Annotated in this window: 12 protein-coding genes; all 12 read left to right on the top strand. The window is 57.4% G+C overall.

Features of this window, described 5'->3' with window-relative positions:
• Window positions 1-174: 174 nt before the first annotated feature.
• Window positions 175-885: an SIMPL domain-containing protein gene (locus RB216_RS04090; RefSeq protein WP_028618829.1), complete on the top strand. Its 711-nt coding sequence runs from the start codon at window positions 175-177 to the stop codon at window positions 883-885.
• 1,143 nt (window positions 886-2,028) lie between these two features.
• Window positions 2,029-4,725, top strand: coding sequence for a hypothetical protein (locus RB216_RS04085; RefSeq protein WP_308908351.1), 2,697 nt, complete (start codon window positions 2,029-2,031; stop codon window positions 4,723-4,725).
• A 145-nt stretch (window positions 4,726-4,870) separates the two neighbouring features.
• Window positions 4,871-6,472, top strand: coding sequence for an ABC transporter substrate-binding protein (locus tag RB216_RS04080; protein ID WP_028618827.1), 1,602 nt, complete (start codon window positions 4,871-4,873; stop codon window positions 6,470-6,472).
• A 258-nt stretch (window positions 6,473-6,730) separates the two neighbouring features.
• On the top strand, window positions 6,731-8,359 hold the full coding sequence (locus RB216_RS04075) for an ABC transporter substrate-binding protein (protein WP_122686084.1): 1,629 nt from the start codon (window positions 6,731-6,733) through the stop codon (window positions 8,357-8,359).
• 304 nt (window positions 8,360-8,663) lie between these two features.
• Window positions 8,664-10,268, top strand: a complete 1,605-nt coding sequence (locus tag RB216_RS04070) for an ABC transporter substrate-binding protein (protein ID WP_122686082.1) — start codon at window positions 8,664-8,666, stop codon at window positions 10,266-10,268.
• 170 nt (window positions 10,269-10,438) lie between these two features.
• Entirely contained in the window at window positions 10,439-11,833 is a 1,395-nt protein-coding gene (locus RB216_RS04065) for an OprD family outer membrane porin (protein WP_122686080.1), read from the top strand.
• Between the two features lie 80 nt (window positions 11,834-11,913).
• Window positions 11,914-13,512, top strand: a complete 1,599-nt coding sequence (locus RB216_RS04060; RefSeq protein ID WP_122686078.1) for an ABC transporter substrate-binding protein — start codon at window positions 11,914-11,916, stop codon at window positions 13,510-13,512.
• Between the two features lie 76 nt (window positions 13,513-13,588).
• Complete coding sequence (locus RB216_RS04055; protein ID WP_017739471.1) at window positions 13,589-14,599, top strand: ABC transporter permease subunit; 1,011 nt, start codon at window positions 13,589-13,591, stop codon at window positions 14,597-14,599.
• Window positions 14,600-14,609: 10 nt separating this feature from the next.
• Window positions 14,610-15,521: an ABC transporter permease subunit gene (locus tag RB216_RS04050; RefSeq protein WP_003188486.1), complete on the top strand. Its 912-nt coding sequence runs from the start codon at window positions 14,610-14,612 to the stop codon at window positions 15,519-15,521.
• A 10-nt stretch (window positions 15,522-15,531) separates the two neighbouring features.
• Window positions 15,532-16,500, top strand: a complete 969-nt coding sequence (locus RB216_RS04045; protein ID WP_028618822.1) for an ABC transporter ATP-binding protein — start codon at window positions 15,532-15,534, stop codon at window positions 16,498-16,500.
• Complete coding sequence (locus RB216_RS04040) at window positions 16,500-17,471, top strand: peptide ABC transporter ATP-binding protein (protein WP_016976250.1); 972 nt, start codon at window positions 16,500-16,502, stop codon at window positions 17,469-17,471. The genes RB216_RS04045 and RB216_RS04040 overlap by 1 nt, the downstream gene beginning before the upstream one ends.
• Window positions 17,472-17,829: 358 nt before the next feature.
• The gene (locus RB216_RS04035) at window positions 17,830-20,088 is read left to right on the top strand and encodes a TonB-dependent siderophore receptor (protein WP_305383532.1); all 2,259 of its coding nucleotides are present in this window, start codon (window positions 17,830-17,832) and stop codon (window positions 20,086-20,088) included.
• The last annotated feature ends 15 nt before the right edge of the window (window positions 20,089-20,103 follow it).

Below are 20,103 nucleotides of genomic sequence, written 5' to 3'. Positions count from 1 at the left end.
GGCAGGAGTATAAACGAAGCAGGCCGGCTGGCACGGCGTGTGTGGCTCTTTGCCGCAGGCCGGACCAACGACCGTTCGTCGGCCTCATCACAACTTGTAGCTAATGTGTAAACCCGAAGAACCCGATGCCACCGTCTACAGTCATACCCAACACGACTATCTCAAGGAGCTTCCATGTCTCGTTTCACTCGCAGTGCAGCCGCCCTCACCCTTAGCGTCGGCACGCTGGTCAGCCTGCCAGCACTGGCCGCTGAGGCACTGAACTACAACCAGATTTCCCTGCGCGCCGAGGTCAGCCAGGAGGTGGCCCGCGACAAGATGATCGTGACGCTGTACACCGAATCCCAGAACAGCGACCCAGCCAAGCTCGCCGCTGAAATCACCACCACCATGAACAAGGCGCTCGGCCAGGCGCGCGAAGTCAAAGGCGTGACCCTGCGCCAAGGCAGCCGCAACAGCTACCCGATCTACGACAGCAAAAACCAGAAGATCACCGGCTGGCGTGAGCGCGCCGAACTGCGCCTGGAAAGCGCAGACTTCCCGGCACTCTCCAAGCTCACCGGCGAGCTGTTGAACACTCTGAAGATGGACAGCATGGACTTCGCCATCGCCGACGCCACGCGCAAGGCCAGCGAAGACGCATTGCTCAAGGACGCGGTCGCCGCGTTTAAAGCACGCGCACAACTGGCCACCGATGCACTGGGCGGCAAGGGGTACAAGATCGTTAATCTGAACTTCAACACCAATGGCTACCCGATGCCTTACGCTCGTGGCGGCATGATGATGAAAGCAGCCATGGCAGATTCGGCACCGACGCCTGAAGTCGAAGCCGGCACCAGCCAAGTCAGCATGAGCGCCGATGGCGTCATTGAAGTGCTCCAGTAACGTTCCCGGAGACAAAAAACGGCGCAGCCTTGAAAGCTGGCGCCGTTTTTTATAACCCGCCTGAACTAACTCTCGATTCAAGTCACGCCCTCACTGCAGGTTGCATTTTTTCACACTATTTGTTGTAGAGAGCATAAACACATAATGGAACTGCCTGCACGCCTACGGCCACCCAAGTGCATGTAATGCTACACAAGCCTAACGACATGAATGTAGAAACACCCCACTAAGCAAACCTGCCACCAATATTGGTTTACGCCTCACTTATATAAATTTCGCACCCCACCAAAACAACAAACCATGATGCAGCAACGTTCATCAAACTCATTATTCAAGTTGTGCGAAGACGCACTCATTGTCAGTCCTTTTAGCTCGCACCCAGTCAAAAACCTTGAACACTCGATGATAAAGCGAGCCTCGCGTGACCATAAGCCCCTTGTGCTGCCACCTCCCACCACTAATTTTATGCCCACCGCCGCACAACTCGAACAGTTGGTAATCAGCCACCACTGACAAAGTAGAAAAACTTATAACCAAACCCTGCAAAGCCAAGGCACCTCACTTAATTCTACTAACACAAAATTCGCTAAAGTCGAGACTGAGAAATATGTCATTGATGAGATGAAAAAATTGCACGTTTCAGACCGGCGAAGCCCCCCCCTATCGGAACCCACTTAAGTGGTGGGCCTTCACCTATAAGCCTGTGACATTCACCCCTCAGCCTTGAAACTATATTTATGAGTAGAGGCGACCGGAGACTGCATCTCCCTGAGCATCGACGGCGTGATCAAAACATTACAGCACCTTTTTTAAACAGGGCAAAGGCGCCCCCACGGGCTTGCGCCTTTTTTATTACTGTCGGTACGTCACATCCGGCATTATACATATCAGGAATGAAATTCCCGTTTTTATCAAAGGCATAAAGCGGAACCATTACTACTTACGCAACCACCCAACCATTAAGAATCCACTCATAAATCAAAGTCACCAATAAATCCAAACAGCCTTGGCTGAATACGAAAATAACATTCGGCTTGACGCAACTATGGCTATGGATGGCGCAATCGCGAAACAAACCAACGCATCATGATACAACGCGCCAAATATTTAACCTCATGAAACCCATAATTTAATGAGCCGATAATGAATAATCATCCGTCATCCCTACCGCCACTTGCAGTCACCAGCACTCCAATACCAACCACCCTCGCTCCCGCACATAATCGTTACAAGTGGCAAGTTGATGCCTCGCCTTTAGCAAAAAATACTCATTCGATAGCGGCGGGCGTTTCAGTGGATCGAATACCGATTGCAGCCCCTGCACCGGAGAACGAACTTGATTTCTCCAAGGAGGTCATTTATGGATCGGCCACCACTTCCGCGCCCACACCGAACTATACACAACAGGAACGGACGCAGCGTATTGATGCCTATTCCGGTCGTGTTGTATCACAGATCAATAACATAGAAAGCGGTAGCGAAGGCGAACGCAATATCAAATTCCAGAAGGTTCGTCAGTTCCTCGAACCTGCTGGTTACTTTAGCGGCGGGTTGCTGGCGGCTGGATACGACCCGCATGAAAAAATCACGGTCACCTTCACTTCCTACGTAGGGAAGGGAAAACCCGAAACACTGACAAACACCGACAAACGCACTTACTTTGCATGGGAAATTGCGGCGGGTGCTCTTGCACACGACAAAGTAGAGCGAGGGGGACCGATCGACTTCCAGTTTATGGAAATTGAGAATAAAGACCGGAGCAAGGTCGCGGACTTGGAGGCGCAGGGTAAGAACCTTCAGAGTCATTGGGAAAATGAAGTATCAAAGCCCATGCGGGACGATTCGGGAGCACTGGCGAAACGCTCGGGGCAAGCAGACGCCTATGTTGTACGTGGAATTCTGCAGAGCCTGGCAAATAATAAAGATAGTTTTGAAAAGCTAAGTTCTGCTGGGCAAGAGGCCGTAAAGCACACACTGCAAACGAGTGGACAAGTCATTATCCCCAATATCTATGGCTACCCGCTGTCAGGCTATGCATTTATTCCCTACACCCCCTTTGATGGTAATGATGAACATAGACCCAATAAGGGCGTGATGCTGGATTTGAAGAACGGCGCAGCCCATGAGATACAGGGTGACAGCGATTTTGCCAACTGGGCAAAAAACAACCGAGATAATTTGCAGCGCAGTTTTAACGCCAGAGACAGGCAAGGCGGCCACGATGTTCATTGGCCAAAGGCCTGTGATGTTCTCAATAATTTAATTGTAGACCCACATGCCACCTACCAAGGACGCTCCAGCCTCCTCGCCGATAAAGCGGTGCCAGTGAGGGAGACATTTAACTATACCGAGTCGCGAGGTAGCGCTTATCTGTTGAAATTCGGCAATCTGGGCTCCGGTCTTGAAGGCAAATGTCAGGAAGTGAATGCCAAAAACGCAGTATGGTCCGACCAGACCGAGGTATTTGGTTCATCGCAACAAAACTGGAAGTTCGCGAAGGACTTGTGGGGCAATACCTTTGGTTACATACCCCTCGTCGGCAACACGGGAAATCTTGTCTTCGGTATCCATGATTCCATCTATGGCATGACCGCCAATGATCGCGTCGGCGGCAATGCCGCAGCGGTGATATCAGGCTTGCAATTGGCGCATGAACTTGCACCTGTTGGGGTAGAGGCTGGGATAGGCGAACCACCCACCGCCTCTGCCACCGCTCAGAACTACCGCTGGAATTACAATTCAGAGACGCGCGACTTTGAGCTCGCACACGCTCCCAAAACGTCGAACGATACCGATGCCGCGTCAGTCGGAACGCAGGACGTGCCTAAAGTAGATCCTACTCCCACCCCCTCTGCATTCTATCCAGGGATGCAAGAAGTGCAGTATAAAGGGAAAACGTATTTGGCCGCCTATGAGCCTGATGGTGGGGACGGGGAGCATTTCTTGCTTCGTGTACCAGACCCGCAAGACCGATCAAAGTTGGTGAGCAGCACTATTATTGCCAAACCTGACAAAATGGGTGTATGGAATAGAAGAGGGGAAGAAGGTGGAGCGAGATGGCCATGGCAACACACTGCTTCGCCAACTCCCAGTCATGAATCAACAAACACTCCAAAGTTCTCAGAACGCTTTATTGATTCCAAAGGCTCGAAAATTTCCGGCGCCGAAAAGTTTGACGACTACTTGAATTTAGATGAAAACAAACAATATGCATTCAACGACGACGTATATGAGGAAGGTTCAAAAATAAAAAGAAAGCTCAGCATTTCCTGGGTTATCGATGACGGTAATTTCGCCGTTACAGAAGGTGAGAAAGCCCAACCCGACACTGGGTACTCTACAAGCTTTGCGCCTGACTTGAATCGAGAAACGTACTCGATCATAAAAAGAGAAAACGGCAATATCGTACGAATTGAACTGGATTTTAGATCAGCGTCAGCGGATGAAACCATAAAAAGAAGGCTTGAAAGATTTGAAGAGACGATTCCGGACGCTGAGCTTAGAGCCCGTATATCAGAAGTTGCTCACCAAGGGGCTTCGTTCCCGGCCTTCGTAGAACTAACACCACCCACGTTGAAAGAGGACTACAGCGTTTCTGCAGGCAGAAAATATTTTACGATAGAATATGATCCGGCACTCAATACTCACACTGTCAAGGCCACTACCCAATGGGTGCTTAAACTCCAAACAGAAGACGGCATGGTTCCCAATCGGGATTTAGATATAACCAGCACGCGAATATTCACAATACGTGAAAGTAATGAGTTGCAGGGTAATGCTTACACAATCGACAGATCCGCCCCCACCCAAATAGAAATAACTACTCCAACACATATATGAACACATACTGGACTGCATTGAGTGGGAGGAGACCGACATCGCAAGTGAGAACTCCCCCTACCTGACAAACCAGAACGGCGGTAACCTGCGTGACCGCCGTTTTCGTTTGGGCCGTTTATACAGGCCTGCCACTTCAGGGGTCTCCATGGAAAGAATCGCCTTAAAACCGCTCCTCCTCGCCGCGGGTCTACTGGCTTTTATGCCAATGGCCCACGCCGCCAGCACCCTGGTCTATTGCTCCGAAGCCAGCCCTGCCGGTTTCGACCCCAGCCAGTACACCAGCGGCACCGACTTCGATGCCTCGGCCGAAACCGTGTTCAACCGCCTGACCCAGTTCAAGCGCGGCGGCACCGAAGTCGAACCTGGCCTGGCGACGAGCTGGGACATCTCCCAAGACGGCCTCACCTACACCTTCCACCTGCGCGATGGCGTCAAGTTCCACACCACCGATTTCTTCACCCCTACCCGCGACTTCAACGCGGATGATGTGCTGTTTACCTTCAATCGCCTGCTGGATGCGCAAAGCCCTTTTCGCCAGGCCTACCCTTCCGAGTCGCCGTACTTCACCGACATGGGCTTGAACACCACGATCAAGCGCGTCGACAAACTCGACGAACACACCGTGCGCTTCAACCTGAACAACGTCGATGCGTCGTTTGTGCAGAACCTGGCCATGAGCTTCGCCTCGGTGCAGTCCGCCGAATACGCCGCGCAACTGCTCAAGCAAGGCAAGGCCGAAGAGATCAACCAGAAACCGGTAGGCACCGGGCCGTTTGTGTTCAAGCGCTACCAGAAGGATTCGCAGATCCGCTACGTGGCCAATAAACAGTATTGGAAACCCGAAGATGTGAAGCTCGACAACCTGGTGTTCGCCATCACGCCAGATGCGGCGTCGCGCCTGCAAAAGCTCAAGGCCGGCGAATGCCAGGTCAGCGGCTACCCGCGCCCTGCGGATATCGAGGTGATGAAACAGGACCCGAACCTGCGTGTACTGCAACAAGCCGGTTTCAACCTGGGTTTCCTGGCCTACAACGTTACCCATCCGCCGTTGGACCAGCTCAAGGTGCGCCAGGCGCTGGACATGGCGATCGACAAGCCGGCAATCATCAAGGCCGTGTACCAGAGCGCCGGACAATTGGCGCAAAACGCATTGCCGCCTGCGCAGTGGTCTTATGACCCCAGCATTAAGGACGCGCCCTACGACCCGACAAAGGCCAAAGCGCTACTAAAAGAAGCAGGGGTTGCCCCCGGCACTACCATTAATCTGTGGGCCATGACCGTGCAACGCGCCTCCAACCCGAACGCGCGGATGTCGGCACAGATGATCCAGCAGGATTGGGAAAAGATTGGCATCAAGGCCAATATCGTCAGCTATGAATGGGGCGAGTACATCAAGCGGGCCAAAAACGGTGAGCATGACGCCATGATTTATGGTTGGACCGGCGACAATGGTGACCCGGATAACTGGCTCGGCGTGCTCTACAGTTGTGCTGCGGTCAAGGGCAGCAACTACGCCAAATGGTGTAACCCGGCCTACGACAAGCTGGTGCAGCAAGCCAAGGTCAGCAATGACCGCGAGCAGCGCATCAAGTGGTATCAACAGGCTCAGAAAATCCTTAAGGAACAAGTACCTATAACGCCTATTGCGAACTCGACGGTTTTCCAGCCGCTGCGTAAGGAAGTGAAAGACTTCAAGATCAGCCCCTTTGGGCTGACACCGTTCTACGGCGTGAGTCTAGATAAGTAACAGCAACGCCCCAACCGAGTGCGCTAGACGCCTCGGTTGGTCATTTTTGGTGCGCCTTCTGCACCGAAAAAACCCTCGAAATATGCGCAAATATGTACAAACTTTCATAATTGCGACATTCCTGTACGTTCGTACCACTGTTTCACCCTCGCAACGGTTCAGCATCTTGCAATGGGTATGGCGCCTGCATAAGTATCCGCAGGCCGACTCACGAGGTCGCCCTCACCACCAAAAATGACAACAAATCATGAGGCCAACATGCTTAAACACGCAGTCATTCCGTTAATTGTTAGCGCTGGCCTTATGGCCGCAGCTCCTTTCGCCCAAGCGGCGACTAACCTGGTGTTCTGCTCCGAAGGGAGCCCGGCCGGTTTCGACCCAGGCCAGTACACCACCGGAACAGACTTCGATGCCTCGGCCGAAACCATGTTCAACCGCCTGACCCAGTTCGAACGCGGCGGCACCGCTGTGATTCCTGGGCTGGCCACCAGCTGGGACGTGTCCCCGGATGGCTTGACCTACACCTTCCACCTGCGTGATGGCGTCAAGTTCCACACCACCTCGTACTTCAAGCCGACCCGTACCTTCAATGCCGATGACGTGCTGTTCACGTTCAACCGCATGATCAACAAAGACGATCCGTTCCGCAAAGCCTACCCCACCGAGTTCCCGTACTTCACGGACATGGGGATGGACACCAACATCAAGAACATCGAAAAAGTCGACGAACACACCGTCAAGTTCACCCTTGGTACCGTGGACGCCGCTTTCATCCAGAACCTGGCGATGAGCTTCGCGTCGATCCAGTCGGCTGAATACGCCGCCCAACTGCTCAAGGAAGGCAAGCCTGCCGACATCAACCAGAAGCCGATCGGCACTGGCCCGTTCGTGTTCAAGAGCTACCAGAAAGACTCGAACATCCGTTACACCGGCAACAAGGACTACTGGAAACCTGACGACGTGAAGATCGACAACCTGATCTTCGCCATCACCACCGACCCGTCGGTGCGTATCCAGAAGCTGAAGAAAAACGAATGCCAGATCACCCTGTTCCCACGTCCAGCCGACCTCAAGGCGCTGGGCGATGACAAGGACCTGAAACTGCCGCACCAAGCCGGTTTCAACCTGGGCTACATCGCCTACAACGTCATGGACAAGGTCAAGGGCAGCGACCAGCCAAACCCACTGGCTGACCTGCGCGTACGCCAGGCGCTGGACATGTCGGTGAACAAGCAGCAAATCATCGACTCCGTCTACCAGGGCGCCGGCCAACTGGCCGTCAACGCCATGCCACCGACCCAATGGTCGTATGACACCACCATCAAGGACGCCAAGTACGACCCTGAGAAAGCCAAGTCGCTGCTCAAGGAAGCCGGCGTCAAGGAAGGGACCGAAATCGTTCTGTGGGCCATGCCGGTTCAGCGTCCGTACAACCCGAACGCCAAGCTGATGGCTGAAATGCTGCAGAACGACTGGAAGAAGATCGGTCTCAACGTGAAGATCACCAGCTACGAGTGGGGCGAGTACATCAAACGCTCCAAAGGTGGCGAGAACCAGGCCATGATCATTGGCTGGAGCGGTGACAATGGTGACCCGGACAACTGGCTGAACGTGCTGTTCGGCTGTGATTCGCTGTCTGGTAACAACTTCTCCAAATGGTGCGACAAGAAATTCGACGGCATCGTAAAAGAAGCCAAGGCTACGTCGGACGTCGCCAAACGCACCGAGCTGTATAAGCAGGCGCAACACATCCTCAAAGATGCTGTCCCGATGACACCTATCGCGCACTCGACGGTGTATCAACCCATGCGTTCCACCGTGCAGGACTTCAAGATCAGCCCGTTTGGCTTGAACTCCTTCTACGGCGTGAGCGTCAGCGGCAAGTAAGGATCATTGACGGCGACGTTTCCTAACGTCGCCGTTATTGCATCCGCCTGGACCGTAGGAAACAGACCACGCCCGTAATCGTTGCGTCCTACAGCAATGAACTGCGAAGCGCGACGCCGTTGCCTACAAGGTCAATCCGATTTGGCGCATTTACTGCGAAGTCCGAGACCCATAACGTCGTAGGACAGCAGAGGCTGCTAACACGGAAAGGCACTTGCTGCGTGTGGGATCAGTGATGTTCCCCTGGCCGTACGCCAGGGGGGTTGCTCGCTGATGACAATTACAAACAAGGATCGGGATCGTCATGCGCCATACCACCGTTCTATCCGCAATTTTTGGCACCAGCCTGTTGGCTGCGGCCACGATGGGCTATGCCGCCGACAAAAAGAGCCTGGTGTTCTGCTCGGAAGGCAGCCCGGCAGGCTTTGACACCGCGCAATACACCACCGCCACCGATAACGATGCGGCCGAACCGCTGTACAACCGCCTGGTTGAGTTTGAAAAGGGCGAGACCGGTGTCGTACCTGCGCTGGCAACCAAGTGGGATATTTCGCCAGATGGCCTGACCTACACCTTTCACCTGCGCGAAGGGGTGAAATTCCACAGCAACAAGGAATTCAAGCCAACGCGGGATTTCAACGCCGACGACGTGCTGTTCACCTTCAACCGCATGCTTGACGCCGACCATCCGTTTCGCAAGGCCTACCCCACCGAGTTTCCGTACTTCAACGGGATGAGCCTGAACAAGAACATTGCCAAGGTCGAGAAAACCGACCCGCACACCGTGGTGATGACCCTGAACACGGTCGACGCCGCGTTTATCCAGAACATCGCCATGAGCTTCGCCGCGATCCTCTCGGCCGAATACGCCGAGCAGTTGCTCAAGGATGGCAAACCGAGTGATATCAACCAGAAGCCGATCGGCACTGGCCCCTTCGTGTTCCAGCGCTATCAGAAAGATTCACAGATCCGCTATGTGGCCAACAAACAGTACTGGGACCCGAGCAAGGTCAAACTGGACCAACTGATCTTCGCCATCAACACCGACGCTTCGGTGCGAGTGCAAAAGCTCAAGGCCGGCGAATGCCAGGTGACCCTGCATCCGCGCCCGGCTGACGTCGATGCCCTCAAGGCCGACCGGAACCTGCAACTGCTGACCAAGCCCGGCTTCAACTTGGGCTACATCGCCTACAACGTGCGCCACAAGCCGTTCGACCAGCTCGAAGTGCGCCAGGCGCTGGACATGGCGGTGAACAAGCAGAGCATCCTGAACGCCGTGTACCAGGGCGCGGGGCAATTGGCGGTCAACGCCATGCCACCGACGCAGTGGTCCTACGACGACAGCATCAAGGACGCCGCCTACAACCCGGAAAAAGCCAAGGAATTGCTCAAGGCCGCCGGCGTGAAAGAAGGCACCGAAATCACCCTGTGGGCGATGCCGGTACAACGTCCGTACAACCCCAACGCCAAGCTGATGGCCGAGATGCTGCAAAGCGACTGGGCCAAGATCGGCCTCAAGGTCAAGATCGTCAGCTACGAGTGGGGCGAGTACATCAAGCGCACCAAGAACGGTGAGCACGATGTGAGCCTGATCGGCTGGACCGGCGACAACGGTGACCCGGACAACTGGCTGGGCACCCTCTACAGCTGCGACGCCATCGGCGGGAACAACTACTCCATGTGGTGTGACCCGGCGTACGACAAGCTGATCAAGCAAGCCAAGGTCGTGACCGACCGCGAACAAAGGACTGTTCTCTACAAACAGGCGCAGCAACTGCTTAAGCAGCAGGTGCCGATCACGCCAGTCGCCCACTCGACGGTCAACCAGCCGTTAAGCGCCAAAGTCGAAGGTTTCAAGGTCAGCCCCTTCGGCCGCAACGTGTTCTCGGGCGTCAGTATCACCCCATAAGAAAATAACCGGATTGCGCAGGGCGACCCCCGCCTTGCTGCAAACGCGCGGCCTTTTGTTGGGATTTTTCCTACGCCAAACGTTTGCATGAGCTTGAACGAGTTACACACCCAATAGCCGGATCACCAAAAAAGACCGGCATTAAAAAGAGAACCAAAGGAGCTTCATCAATGAAACTGAGCAGCAAAGCGCTTCTGGCCCTGGCCATCAGCAGCATCACGGCCACCGCCTACGCTGAATCCGTCAGCCAGGACTTCGTGCCGACCACACTGGCCGGCACCAGCGCGCAAAGCGAAGCCAAAGGCTTTATCGAAGACTTCAGCCTGGGCGGCACTACCCGCAACTGGTACTCCCACGAAAGCAAATACCGTGGCGGCACCTTCGAGTACAAGAAGCACGGCCAAACCCTGACCGACCGTAACCGTACCAACTGGGTGCAAGGCACCATCATCAACGCCAGCTCGGGTTTTACCCAGGGCACCGTAGGCGTCAAGACGGAACTGGCGGTCTACAACGCACTGGTCCTAGACCGTAGCAAGCGTGATATCAAAGGCGGTTCCAACCGTACCCTGGCGGACTCCGACGGTGATGCAGTCGGCCAATGGAGCAAACTGGGCCTGGCCAACGTGCAGTTCCGTGTGTCGAACACCACGTTGACCGCCGGTCGTCAGAACTTCAGCAGCGGCATCGTCGACACCATCGGCAACCGTGCGCTGCCTTCGAGCTTTGAAGGTGTGAGCTTCAACAGCGAAGAGTTCAGCAACCTGTCGTTCCAGGGCGGCGTGTTTGACCGCGTTTCGCCACGTAGCGAACAGAGCCTGTCGAAATTCCGTAGCGAATACGGCAATGGCGCGGAAACCGACAAGGTGTCCACCCTGGGCCTGAACTACCAGCCGCTGAAAAGCCTGAAAGTCAGCGTCTTCGGCGCCAACGTGAAGGACTTCTGGAACCAATACTACTTCGGCGCAACCCACGAACTGGGTGATGCACAGCAACTGGCGCTGACCACTGGTTTCAACTACTACAAGACGGTCGATGAAGGCAAAAAAGAGATGGGGGAAATCGACAACGATACCTTCTCCCTGTCCCTGGGCCTGGCCCACCAGGCTCACAGCCTGACCTTCTCCTACCAGCAAGTGAACGGTAACGAGTACTTCGACTACCTGCACGAAACCAACGGCATCTACCTGGCCAACTCCCTGACCTCTGACTTCAACGGTCCGAACGAGAAATCCTTCCAGGTTGCCTACGGCATCAACATGGCCGAATACGGCGTGCCAGGCTTGAAGTTCAATATCTACTCGGCGCGTGGCTGGGGCATCGACGGCACTCACTACACCGGCAACAACGGTCGGGCCAAGTTCGCCTACGACGGCATCCAGAGCCAAGACGGCGAAAAACACCAGGAATACGGTATCGGTGGTTCTTACGCCATCCAGAGCGGCCCACTCAAGGCTACTACCGTGCGCGCAACGTATGTTGAGCACCGTGGCAGCGAGTTCCAATCGGACGGCAGCATCAAAGAGTTCCGTCTGGTGACCACTGTTCCGTTCAACATCCTTTAATTAGCGCCAGGTAGACGGCGGGCTCAGGACGAGCTCGCCGTTTACGCTTGTCTGGTCCCATCGATTGCAGAGGGCTCCGAATGAAATTGCTCCCACTACAAGCCGCCATGGCTGCCGCGCTGTTGAGCGTGGCGATCGGCGTTTCGGCCAAACCACTGGTGGTCTGCACCGAAGCCAGCCCGGAAGGTTTTGACCCGGTCCTGTACACCACGGCCGTGACCGCTGACGCCGCCGCCGAGACCATGTTCAACCGCCTGGTGGACTTCAAGCCCGGCACCACCGAAGTGATCCCCGCGCTGGCCAAAGACCTGCCCGAGATCAGCGCCGATGGCCTGACCTACACCTTCCACCTGCGTGACGACATCAAGTTCCACACCACCGATTACTTCAAACCCACGCGCAACCTGAATGCCGACGACGTGCTTTGGAGCTTCCAGCGCCAGCTGGACCCGAACCACCCGTGGCACAACAAGTCCAACGTGGGCTACCCGTACTTTGAAAGCATGGGTTTCAAGGAACTGCTCAAGAGCGTAGAGAAAACCGATGACCACACCGTGGTCTTCACCCTGACCCGCCCTGAAGCACCGTTCCTGGCCGACCTGGCCATGGCGTTTTCCTCGATTCACTCCGCCGAATACGCCGACCAGTTGCTCAAGTCCGGCAAGACCGATGACCTGAACGCCAAGCCCATCGGCACCGGCCCGTTCATCTTCACCCGCTACCAGAAAGACGCCCAGGTGCGCTTCAAGGCCAACCCGGACTACTTCCGTGGCAAGCCGCCGGCAGACCCGCTGATTCTGGCCATCACCACCGACAACAACGTGCGCCTGCAAAAGCTCAAGGCCAACGAATGCCAGATCGCGCTGTATCCGAAACCGGATGACGTGCCGAGCATGAAGGCCGACCCGAACCTGAAGGTGGCGGAACTGGCAGCCATGACCACCGCCTATACCGCCCTGAACACCACCCACAAGTACATGAGCGACGCGCGGGTGCGTCACGCGATCAACATCGCGTTCGACAAGAAAGGCTACAACGAATCCCTGTACGGCAAAGGCAACGCGATCGACGCCACCGGGCCTTACCCGCCAACCCTGCTGGGCTTCAGTGACAAGCTGAAGAACCCGCCCCGTGACCTGGACAAGGCCCGTGCCCTGCTCAAGGAAGCCGGCGTACCGGAAGGCACCGAGTTCACCCTGTTCACCCGCAACGGCGGCGGCCCGACCAACCCCAACCCGATGCTCGGCGCCCAGAGAATGCAGGCGGACCTGGCGCAAATCGGCCTGAAAGTGAACATCAAAGTCATGGAATGGGGCGAAATGCTCAAGCGCGCCAAGAATGGCGAACATGACATGGTCTCCGCCGGCTGGGCGGGGGATAACGGGGACCCGGATAACTTCCTCACCCCTAACTTGAGTTGCGATGCGGCGAAAAACGGCGAAAACTACGCCCGCTGGTGTAACAAGGAGTTTCAAGACTTGATCGACAAGGCGCGCGCCATCGCTGAACCCACCCAGCGCGCTGCACTCTATGAACAAGCAATGGACGTTTTCGACAAGGACCAACCGTGGATTCCCATGGCTTACCCGAAAATGTTCACCGCCATGCGTAAAAACGTCGAGGGTTATACCCAAAGCCCTCTGACTACAAATAACTTCGCCACCACCCAGGTGAAGTAAATAAGAAAAACGCTCGGCACCGTCGACACTGACGGTGTCGAACCTGCCTAACCGGCTGATTGAGGTACACGACAAGATGTTTAGCTTTATTGCCCGCCGACTGGGGTTACTGATCCCCACGTTTTTCGGCATAACGTTGCTCACGTTTGCGTTGATTCGCATGATCCCTGGCGACCCCGTCGAAGTGATGATGGGCGAGCGGCGCGTCGACCCCGAGATGCACGCACAGGCAATGGAACGCCTTGGCCTTAACAAGCCGCTGTATGCGCAATACCTGGATTACGTCGGCAAACTTGCCCAGGGCGACCTTGGCGAATCACTGCGTACCCGCACCAGCGTGTGGACTGAATTCACCGCCCTCTTCCCCGCGACCCTGGAACTGTCCATGGCCGCCCTGTTGTTCGCCGGTATCCTGGGCCTGTTGGCCGGGGTGATCGCGGCACTCAAGCGAGGATCCCTGTTCGACCATGGGGTGATGGGCATCTCCCTGGCGGGATATTCGATGCCGATCTTCTGGTGGGGCCTGATCCTGATCATGTTCTTCTCGGTCAGCCTGGGTTGGACCCCGGTTTCCGGGCGGATCGACCTGCTCTACGACATCGAGCCACGCACCGGCTTCATGCTGATCGACACCCTGCTGGCTGACGAGCCGGACGCCTTCTTCGACGCCCTGCACCACCTGATCCTGCCGGCCATCGTGCTGGGCACCATCCCGCTGGCGGTGATCGCGCGAATGACCCGTTCGTCGATGCTCGAAGTACTGCGCGAAGACTACATCCGCACCGCCAAGGCCAAGGGCCTGTCGCCGGCGCGTGTGGTGTTCGTGCACGGCCTGCGTAACGCGCTGATTCCGGTATTGACCGTGGTCGGCCTGCAAGTCGGCACCCTGCTGGCCGGCGCGGTTTTGACCGAAACCATCTTCTCCTGGCCCGGCATCGGCAAATGGCTGATCGAAGCCATTGGCGCGCGGGACTACCCGGTGGTGCAGAACGGCATCCTGCTGATCGCCTGCCTGGTGATCCTGGTGAACTTCGTGGTGGATATCCTCTACGGCTTCGCCAACCCACGCATCCGTCACCAGCGCTGAGATCATGACCATGACCACACCTACTCAAGTGTCAGCAGTCGATCAAAGCCTGCTGTACCCGTCCCCGTACAAAGAATTCTGGCAAGCCTTCTCCAAGAACAAAGGCGCGGTTGCCGGCCTACTGTTCATGTTGCTGATCGTGTTCTGCGCGATCTTTGCCCCGTGGGTTGCACCGCATAACCCGAGCGAGCAATACCGCGACTTCCTGCTGACCCCGCCGGCCTGGCTGGAAGGTGGGCAGATGCAATTCCTGCTCGGCACCGATGAACTGGGCCGTGACCTGCTCTCGCGCCTGATCCAGGGCTCGCGCCTGTCCTTGCTGATCGGTTTGTCGTCGGTGGTGATGTCGCTGATTCCGGGGATCCTGCTGGGCCTGTTCGCCGGGTTCTTCCCGCGCCTGCTCGGCCCGACCATCATGCGTCTGATGGACATCATGCTGGCCTTGCCCTCGCTGCTGCTGGCCGTTGCCATCGTCGCGATCCTCGGCCCTGGCCTGATCAACACCGTGATCGCCATCGCCATCGTATCGCTGCCGTCCTACGTCCGTCTGACCCGCGCTGCGGTGATGGGCGAACTGAACCGTGACTACGTGACCGCCGCCCGCCTCGCCGGCGCCGGCCTGCCACGCCTGATGTTCATCACCGTGCTGCCCAACTGCATGGCGCCGCTGATCGTACAGGCCACCTTGAGCTTCTCCTCGGCGATCCTCGATGCCGCGGCCCTGGGCTTCCTCGGCCTTGGCGTACAACCGCCAACCCCGGAGTGGGGCACCATGCTGGCCTCGGCCCGTGACTACATCGAACGCGCTTGGTGGGTGGTGAGCCTGCCTGGTTTGACCATTTTGCTCAGCGTGCTGGCAATCAACTTGATGGGCGACGGCCTGCGCGATGCGCTGGACCCGAAACTCAAGAACGCCGCCTGAGGAGATTCCCATGTCACTGTTAGAAATCAAGAATCTCAACGTGCGCTTCGGCGACAAGACCGCCGTTCCGGTGGTCGATGGCCTCGACATTTCGGTCGACAAAGGCGAAGTACTGGCGATCGTTGGCGAGTCGGGTTCGGGTAAATCCGTGACCATGATGGCGCTGATGGGCCTGATCGAGCATCCCGGCATCGTCACCGCCGACGCGCTGAACTTCGACGGCAAGGACATGCTCAAGCTGAGCAACCGCCAGCGCCGCCAGATCGTCGGCAAAGACCTGGCGATGGTGTTCCAGGACCCGATGACCGCGCTGAACCCCAGCTACACCGTGGGTTTCCAGATTGAAGAAGTGCTGCGCCTGCACCTGAAAATGTCCGGCAAACAAGCGCGCAAGCGTGCCATCGAACTGTTGGAAAAAGTGGAGATCCCAGGCGCTGCCAGCCGTATGGATGCCTACCCGCACCAACTGTCCGGCGGCATGAGCCAGCGTGTGGCAATCGCCATGGCGATTGCCGGCGAGCCGAAACTGCTGATCGCGGACGAACCGACCACGGCGCTGGACGTCACCATCCAGGCGCAGATCATGGAACTGCTGCTGGCCTTGCAGAAAGAACAGAACATGGGCCTGGTGCTGATCACTCACGACCTTGCAGTCGTGGCGGAAACCGCCCAGCGTGTGTGCGTGATGTACGCAGGCCAGGCGGTTGAGGTCGGCCAGGTGCCGCAACTGTTCGACATTCCGGCGCACCCGTACAGCGAAGCGCTGCTCAAGGCGATCCCCGAGCACAGCCTCGGCGCCACGCGTTTGGCGACGCTGCCAGGTATCGTTCCAGGTCGTTATGACCGCCCGCAGGGTTGCCTGCTGTCACCGCGCTGCCCGTATGTGCAGGATTCCTGCCGTGCCCAGCGTCCGGGGCTTGATCCAAAAACCAACAGCCTTGCGCGCTGCTTCTACCCCTTGAACCAGGAGGTGGCGTAATGGCCGTCGTTCTTACCGCCCGCGACCTGACCCGTCACTACGAAGTGTCCCGTGGCCTGTTCAAGGGCCACGCTTTGGTGCGTGCACTCAACGGCGTGTCCTTTGAGCTGGAAGCCGGCAAGACCCTCGCAGTGGTAGGCGAGTCGGGTTGCGGCAAATCCACCTTGGCCCGTGCGCTCACATTGATTGAAGAGCCGTCTTCCGGCTCCTTGAAAATCGCCGGCCAGGAAGTGGCCGGCGCCGACAAGGCCCAGCGCAAGCAACTGCGCAAAGACGTGCAGATGGTGTTCCAGAGCCCGTACGCCTCGCTGAACCCACGCCAGAAAGTCGGTGATCAACTCGGCGAGCCGCTGCTGATCAACACCAACCTGTCCGCCGCCGAACGCCGCGAGAAAGTGCAGGCGATGATGAAGCAAGTGGGCCTGCGCCCCGAGCACTATCAGCGCTACCCGCACATGTTCTCCGGTGGCCAGCGCCAGCGAATCGCCCTGGCCCGCGCCATGATGCTGCAACCCAAAGTGCTGGTGGCGGATGAACCCACCTCCGCACTGGACGTGTCGATCCAGGCCCAGGTGCTCAACCTGTTCATGGACCTGCAGCAGGAGTTCAACACGGCCTACGTGTTCATCTCCCACAACCTGGCGGTGGTGCAGCACGTCGCCGATGACGTGATGGTGATGTACCTCGGCCGCCCGGTGGAAGTGGGCCCCAAGGAAGACATCTACGCACGCCCGCTGCACCCCTATACCCAGGCGCTGCTGTCGGCCACCCCGACCATCCACCCGGACCCGAACAAGCCGAAGATCAAGATTGTCGGCGAACTGCCCAACCCGCTGAACCCGCCGCCTGGCTGCGCCTTCCACAAGCGCTGCCCGTATGCGACCGCACGGTGCAGCACCGAGGAGCCGCAACTGCGCGCCTTGGATAACCGCCAGGTGGCTTGCCACTATGCGGAGCAGTTCGTGGCTTAAGCTCAGTTTCACAGCGTTCCACAGCCCTTCCCGCCAGATTGCGCATCAGTCTGGCCGGAGGGGCTTTTTCGTTTTTGTGGGGCGCAAACAGAGCGTCAGGCAGGGGCGGTCGCAGCGGCTCAACGATCAATTTGTAACAAAAAACACACATTCAAATCCCTTGATTCTAGGGGGCTTGCGCCTTGAAAACATGAGAAAAACACTATTTTGAAAGTGTACAGATTGTAAATGCAATTTACTTTTATTTGAGAATCAATACCATTCCGGCGCATGGAGAGCGCCTGAAGACACGTTCGCTGCAAGACGGCGACTCAGGCGCATCTCGTTCAACTGCCCCTCCCTAAAGGACTTTGTGGACATGTCGTCTCGATTCAGGCTCAGCCATTTCTCCCTGGCGTTTATCGCTGCCTTCTCCTCGCCTGCCCTGCTGGCGGATACCGTGGAAAGAGAACGCGACAAAGTACCGATCGAAGCGACAGACCTCCCCGTAGACGGCACGCCACAGGCCTTGGAGCTGGAAGTCACCCGCGTACTCGGGACGGCGGCAGAAGAACTCAAACAAGCCCCCGGCGTGTCGATCATCACCGCCGAGGACATCAAGAAGCGCCCGCCCACCAATGACCTGTCGGACATCATCCGTCGCGAGCCGGGCGTCAACCTGACCGGCAACAGTTCCAGCGGCAGCCGTGGCAACAACCGTCAGATCGACCTGCGCGGCATGGGCCCGGAAAACACCCTGATCCTGATCGATGGCAAGCCGTCGACCTCACGCAACGCCGTGCGTTACGGCTGGAGCGGTGACCGCGACACCCGTGGCGAAACCAACTGGGTGCCGGCCGAAGAAGTCGAACGCATCGAAATCCTGCGCGGTCCGGCCGCCGCCCGTTACGGCTCGGGCGCCATGGGCGGGGTGGTCAACATCATCACCAAGCGACCGACCGACCAATTGCACGGCTCGCTGACCGCCTACACCTCATTTCCCGAAGACGACGCCGAAGGCGCGAGCAAGCGCACCAACTTCAACCTCAGCGGCCCGTTGACCGACTCCCTGGCGTTTCGCGTCTACGGCGGCCTGAGCAAGACCGACGCCGACGATTCCGACATCAACCGCACCGAGCAAGCGACGGCCGACTCGCTGGTGGCCGGCCGCGAAGGCGTGCGCAACAAAGACGTCAACGGCTTGTTGAGTTGGCAATTCACCCCGGAGCAAACCCTCGACCTGGAAGCCAGCTACAGCCGCCAGGGCAACATCTTCGCCGGCGACACCATGCTCAACGGCGGTGGCACCTTCGTGGACAGCCTGGTGGGCAAGGAAACCAGTGTGATCCAACGCAGCAGCTTTTCCGCCACTCACCGCGGCGAATTTGACTGGGGTTCCACCCTCGCCTCGTTGACTCACGACCTGACCCGCAACGAGCGTCTCAATGAAGGCTTGGCCGGCTCCGGCGAAGGCGCGCCTTCCGCCACGGCAGGCCGTTTTGAATCGCGCCTGCGCAACACCCGGGCTACGGCAGAGGTCAACCTGCCACTGAGCTTTGGCGCCGAGCAGGTGCTGACGCTGGGCAGTGAATACCTCTATGAGTCGATGAACGATCCGGGCTCGTTGCGCCCGCAAACCTATGACCCGGGCACCGGCGGCGTGCCTGGCATCCCCGGTGTCAGTCGCAACAGCACCAAGACCACCGCGTCGAGCTACGCACTGTTTGCCGAGGACAACATCGAGTTGGGCAGCAAGACCATCGTCACCCCCGGCCTGCGCTTCGACGATCACGAAGAGTTTGGCGGCAACTGGAGCCCCAGCCTCAACGCCTCGCACCAGTTGACCGACGAGTTGAGCCTCAAGGGCGGTATCGCCCGGGCGTACAAGACGCCCAACCTGTACCAGTCGAACCCGAACTACTTGCTGTACAGCCGTGGCAACGGATGCAACGCCAGCGAAGCCAACCTGGGCGGCTGCTACCTGGTGGGTAATCGGGACCTGAAGCCGGAAATCAGCGTCAACAAGGAAATCGGCCTGGCCTACGACAAGGGCACCTGGCGCACCAGCGCGACCTACTTCCGCAATGACTACAAGAACAAGATCAATGCCAGCAACGAGGCGGCGTTCCGCCTGGCCAATGGCCGTCGCGTCCTGCAATGGGAAAACAGCGGGCCGGCTCTGGTGCAGGGGGTCGAGGGCAACCTGTTCGTGAGCCTGCGCAACGATCTGGACTGGAACACCAACCTGACCTACATGATTGATTCCAAGGACAAAGACACCGGCGAGCCGCTGAGCATCATTCCCAAGTACACCGTCAACACCACGCTGGACTGGCAAGCCACCGACAAACTTTCGTTCCAGGTCAGCGGTACCTATTACGGCAAGCAGGAATCGCCGACGCTCAACTCACGCAGCGCCAGCAGCTACGATCGCAGCGCCCAACAGGATGTCGACCCGTACGGGTTGATGGGCTTGAGCAGCGGTTATGAGTTCAACAAAAACCTCAGCGTACGCATCGGTATCAACAACCTGCTGGACAAGCGCCTGTATCGCAAAGGCAATGCCGAGGACGCAGGTGCCCAGACCTACAACGAACCCGGCCGCGCTTACTTCGCCTCGGTCACTACATCGTTCTGATCGAAACACAGCGAG

Source organism: Pseudomonas canadensis (genome assembly GCF_030980095.1).
In the GTDB taxonomy this organism is placed as follows: domain Bacteria; phylum Pseudomonadota; class Gammaproteobacteria; order Pseudomonadales; family Pseudomonadaceae; genus Aquipseudomonas; species Aquipseudomonas canadensis.
Note: the sequence above shows the minus strand (reverse complement) of the source record. Positions and strands in the feature narration are given on the sequence as shown.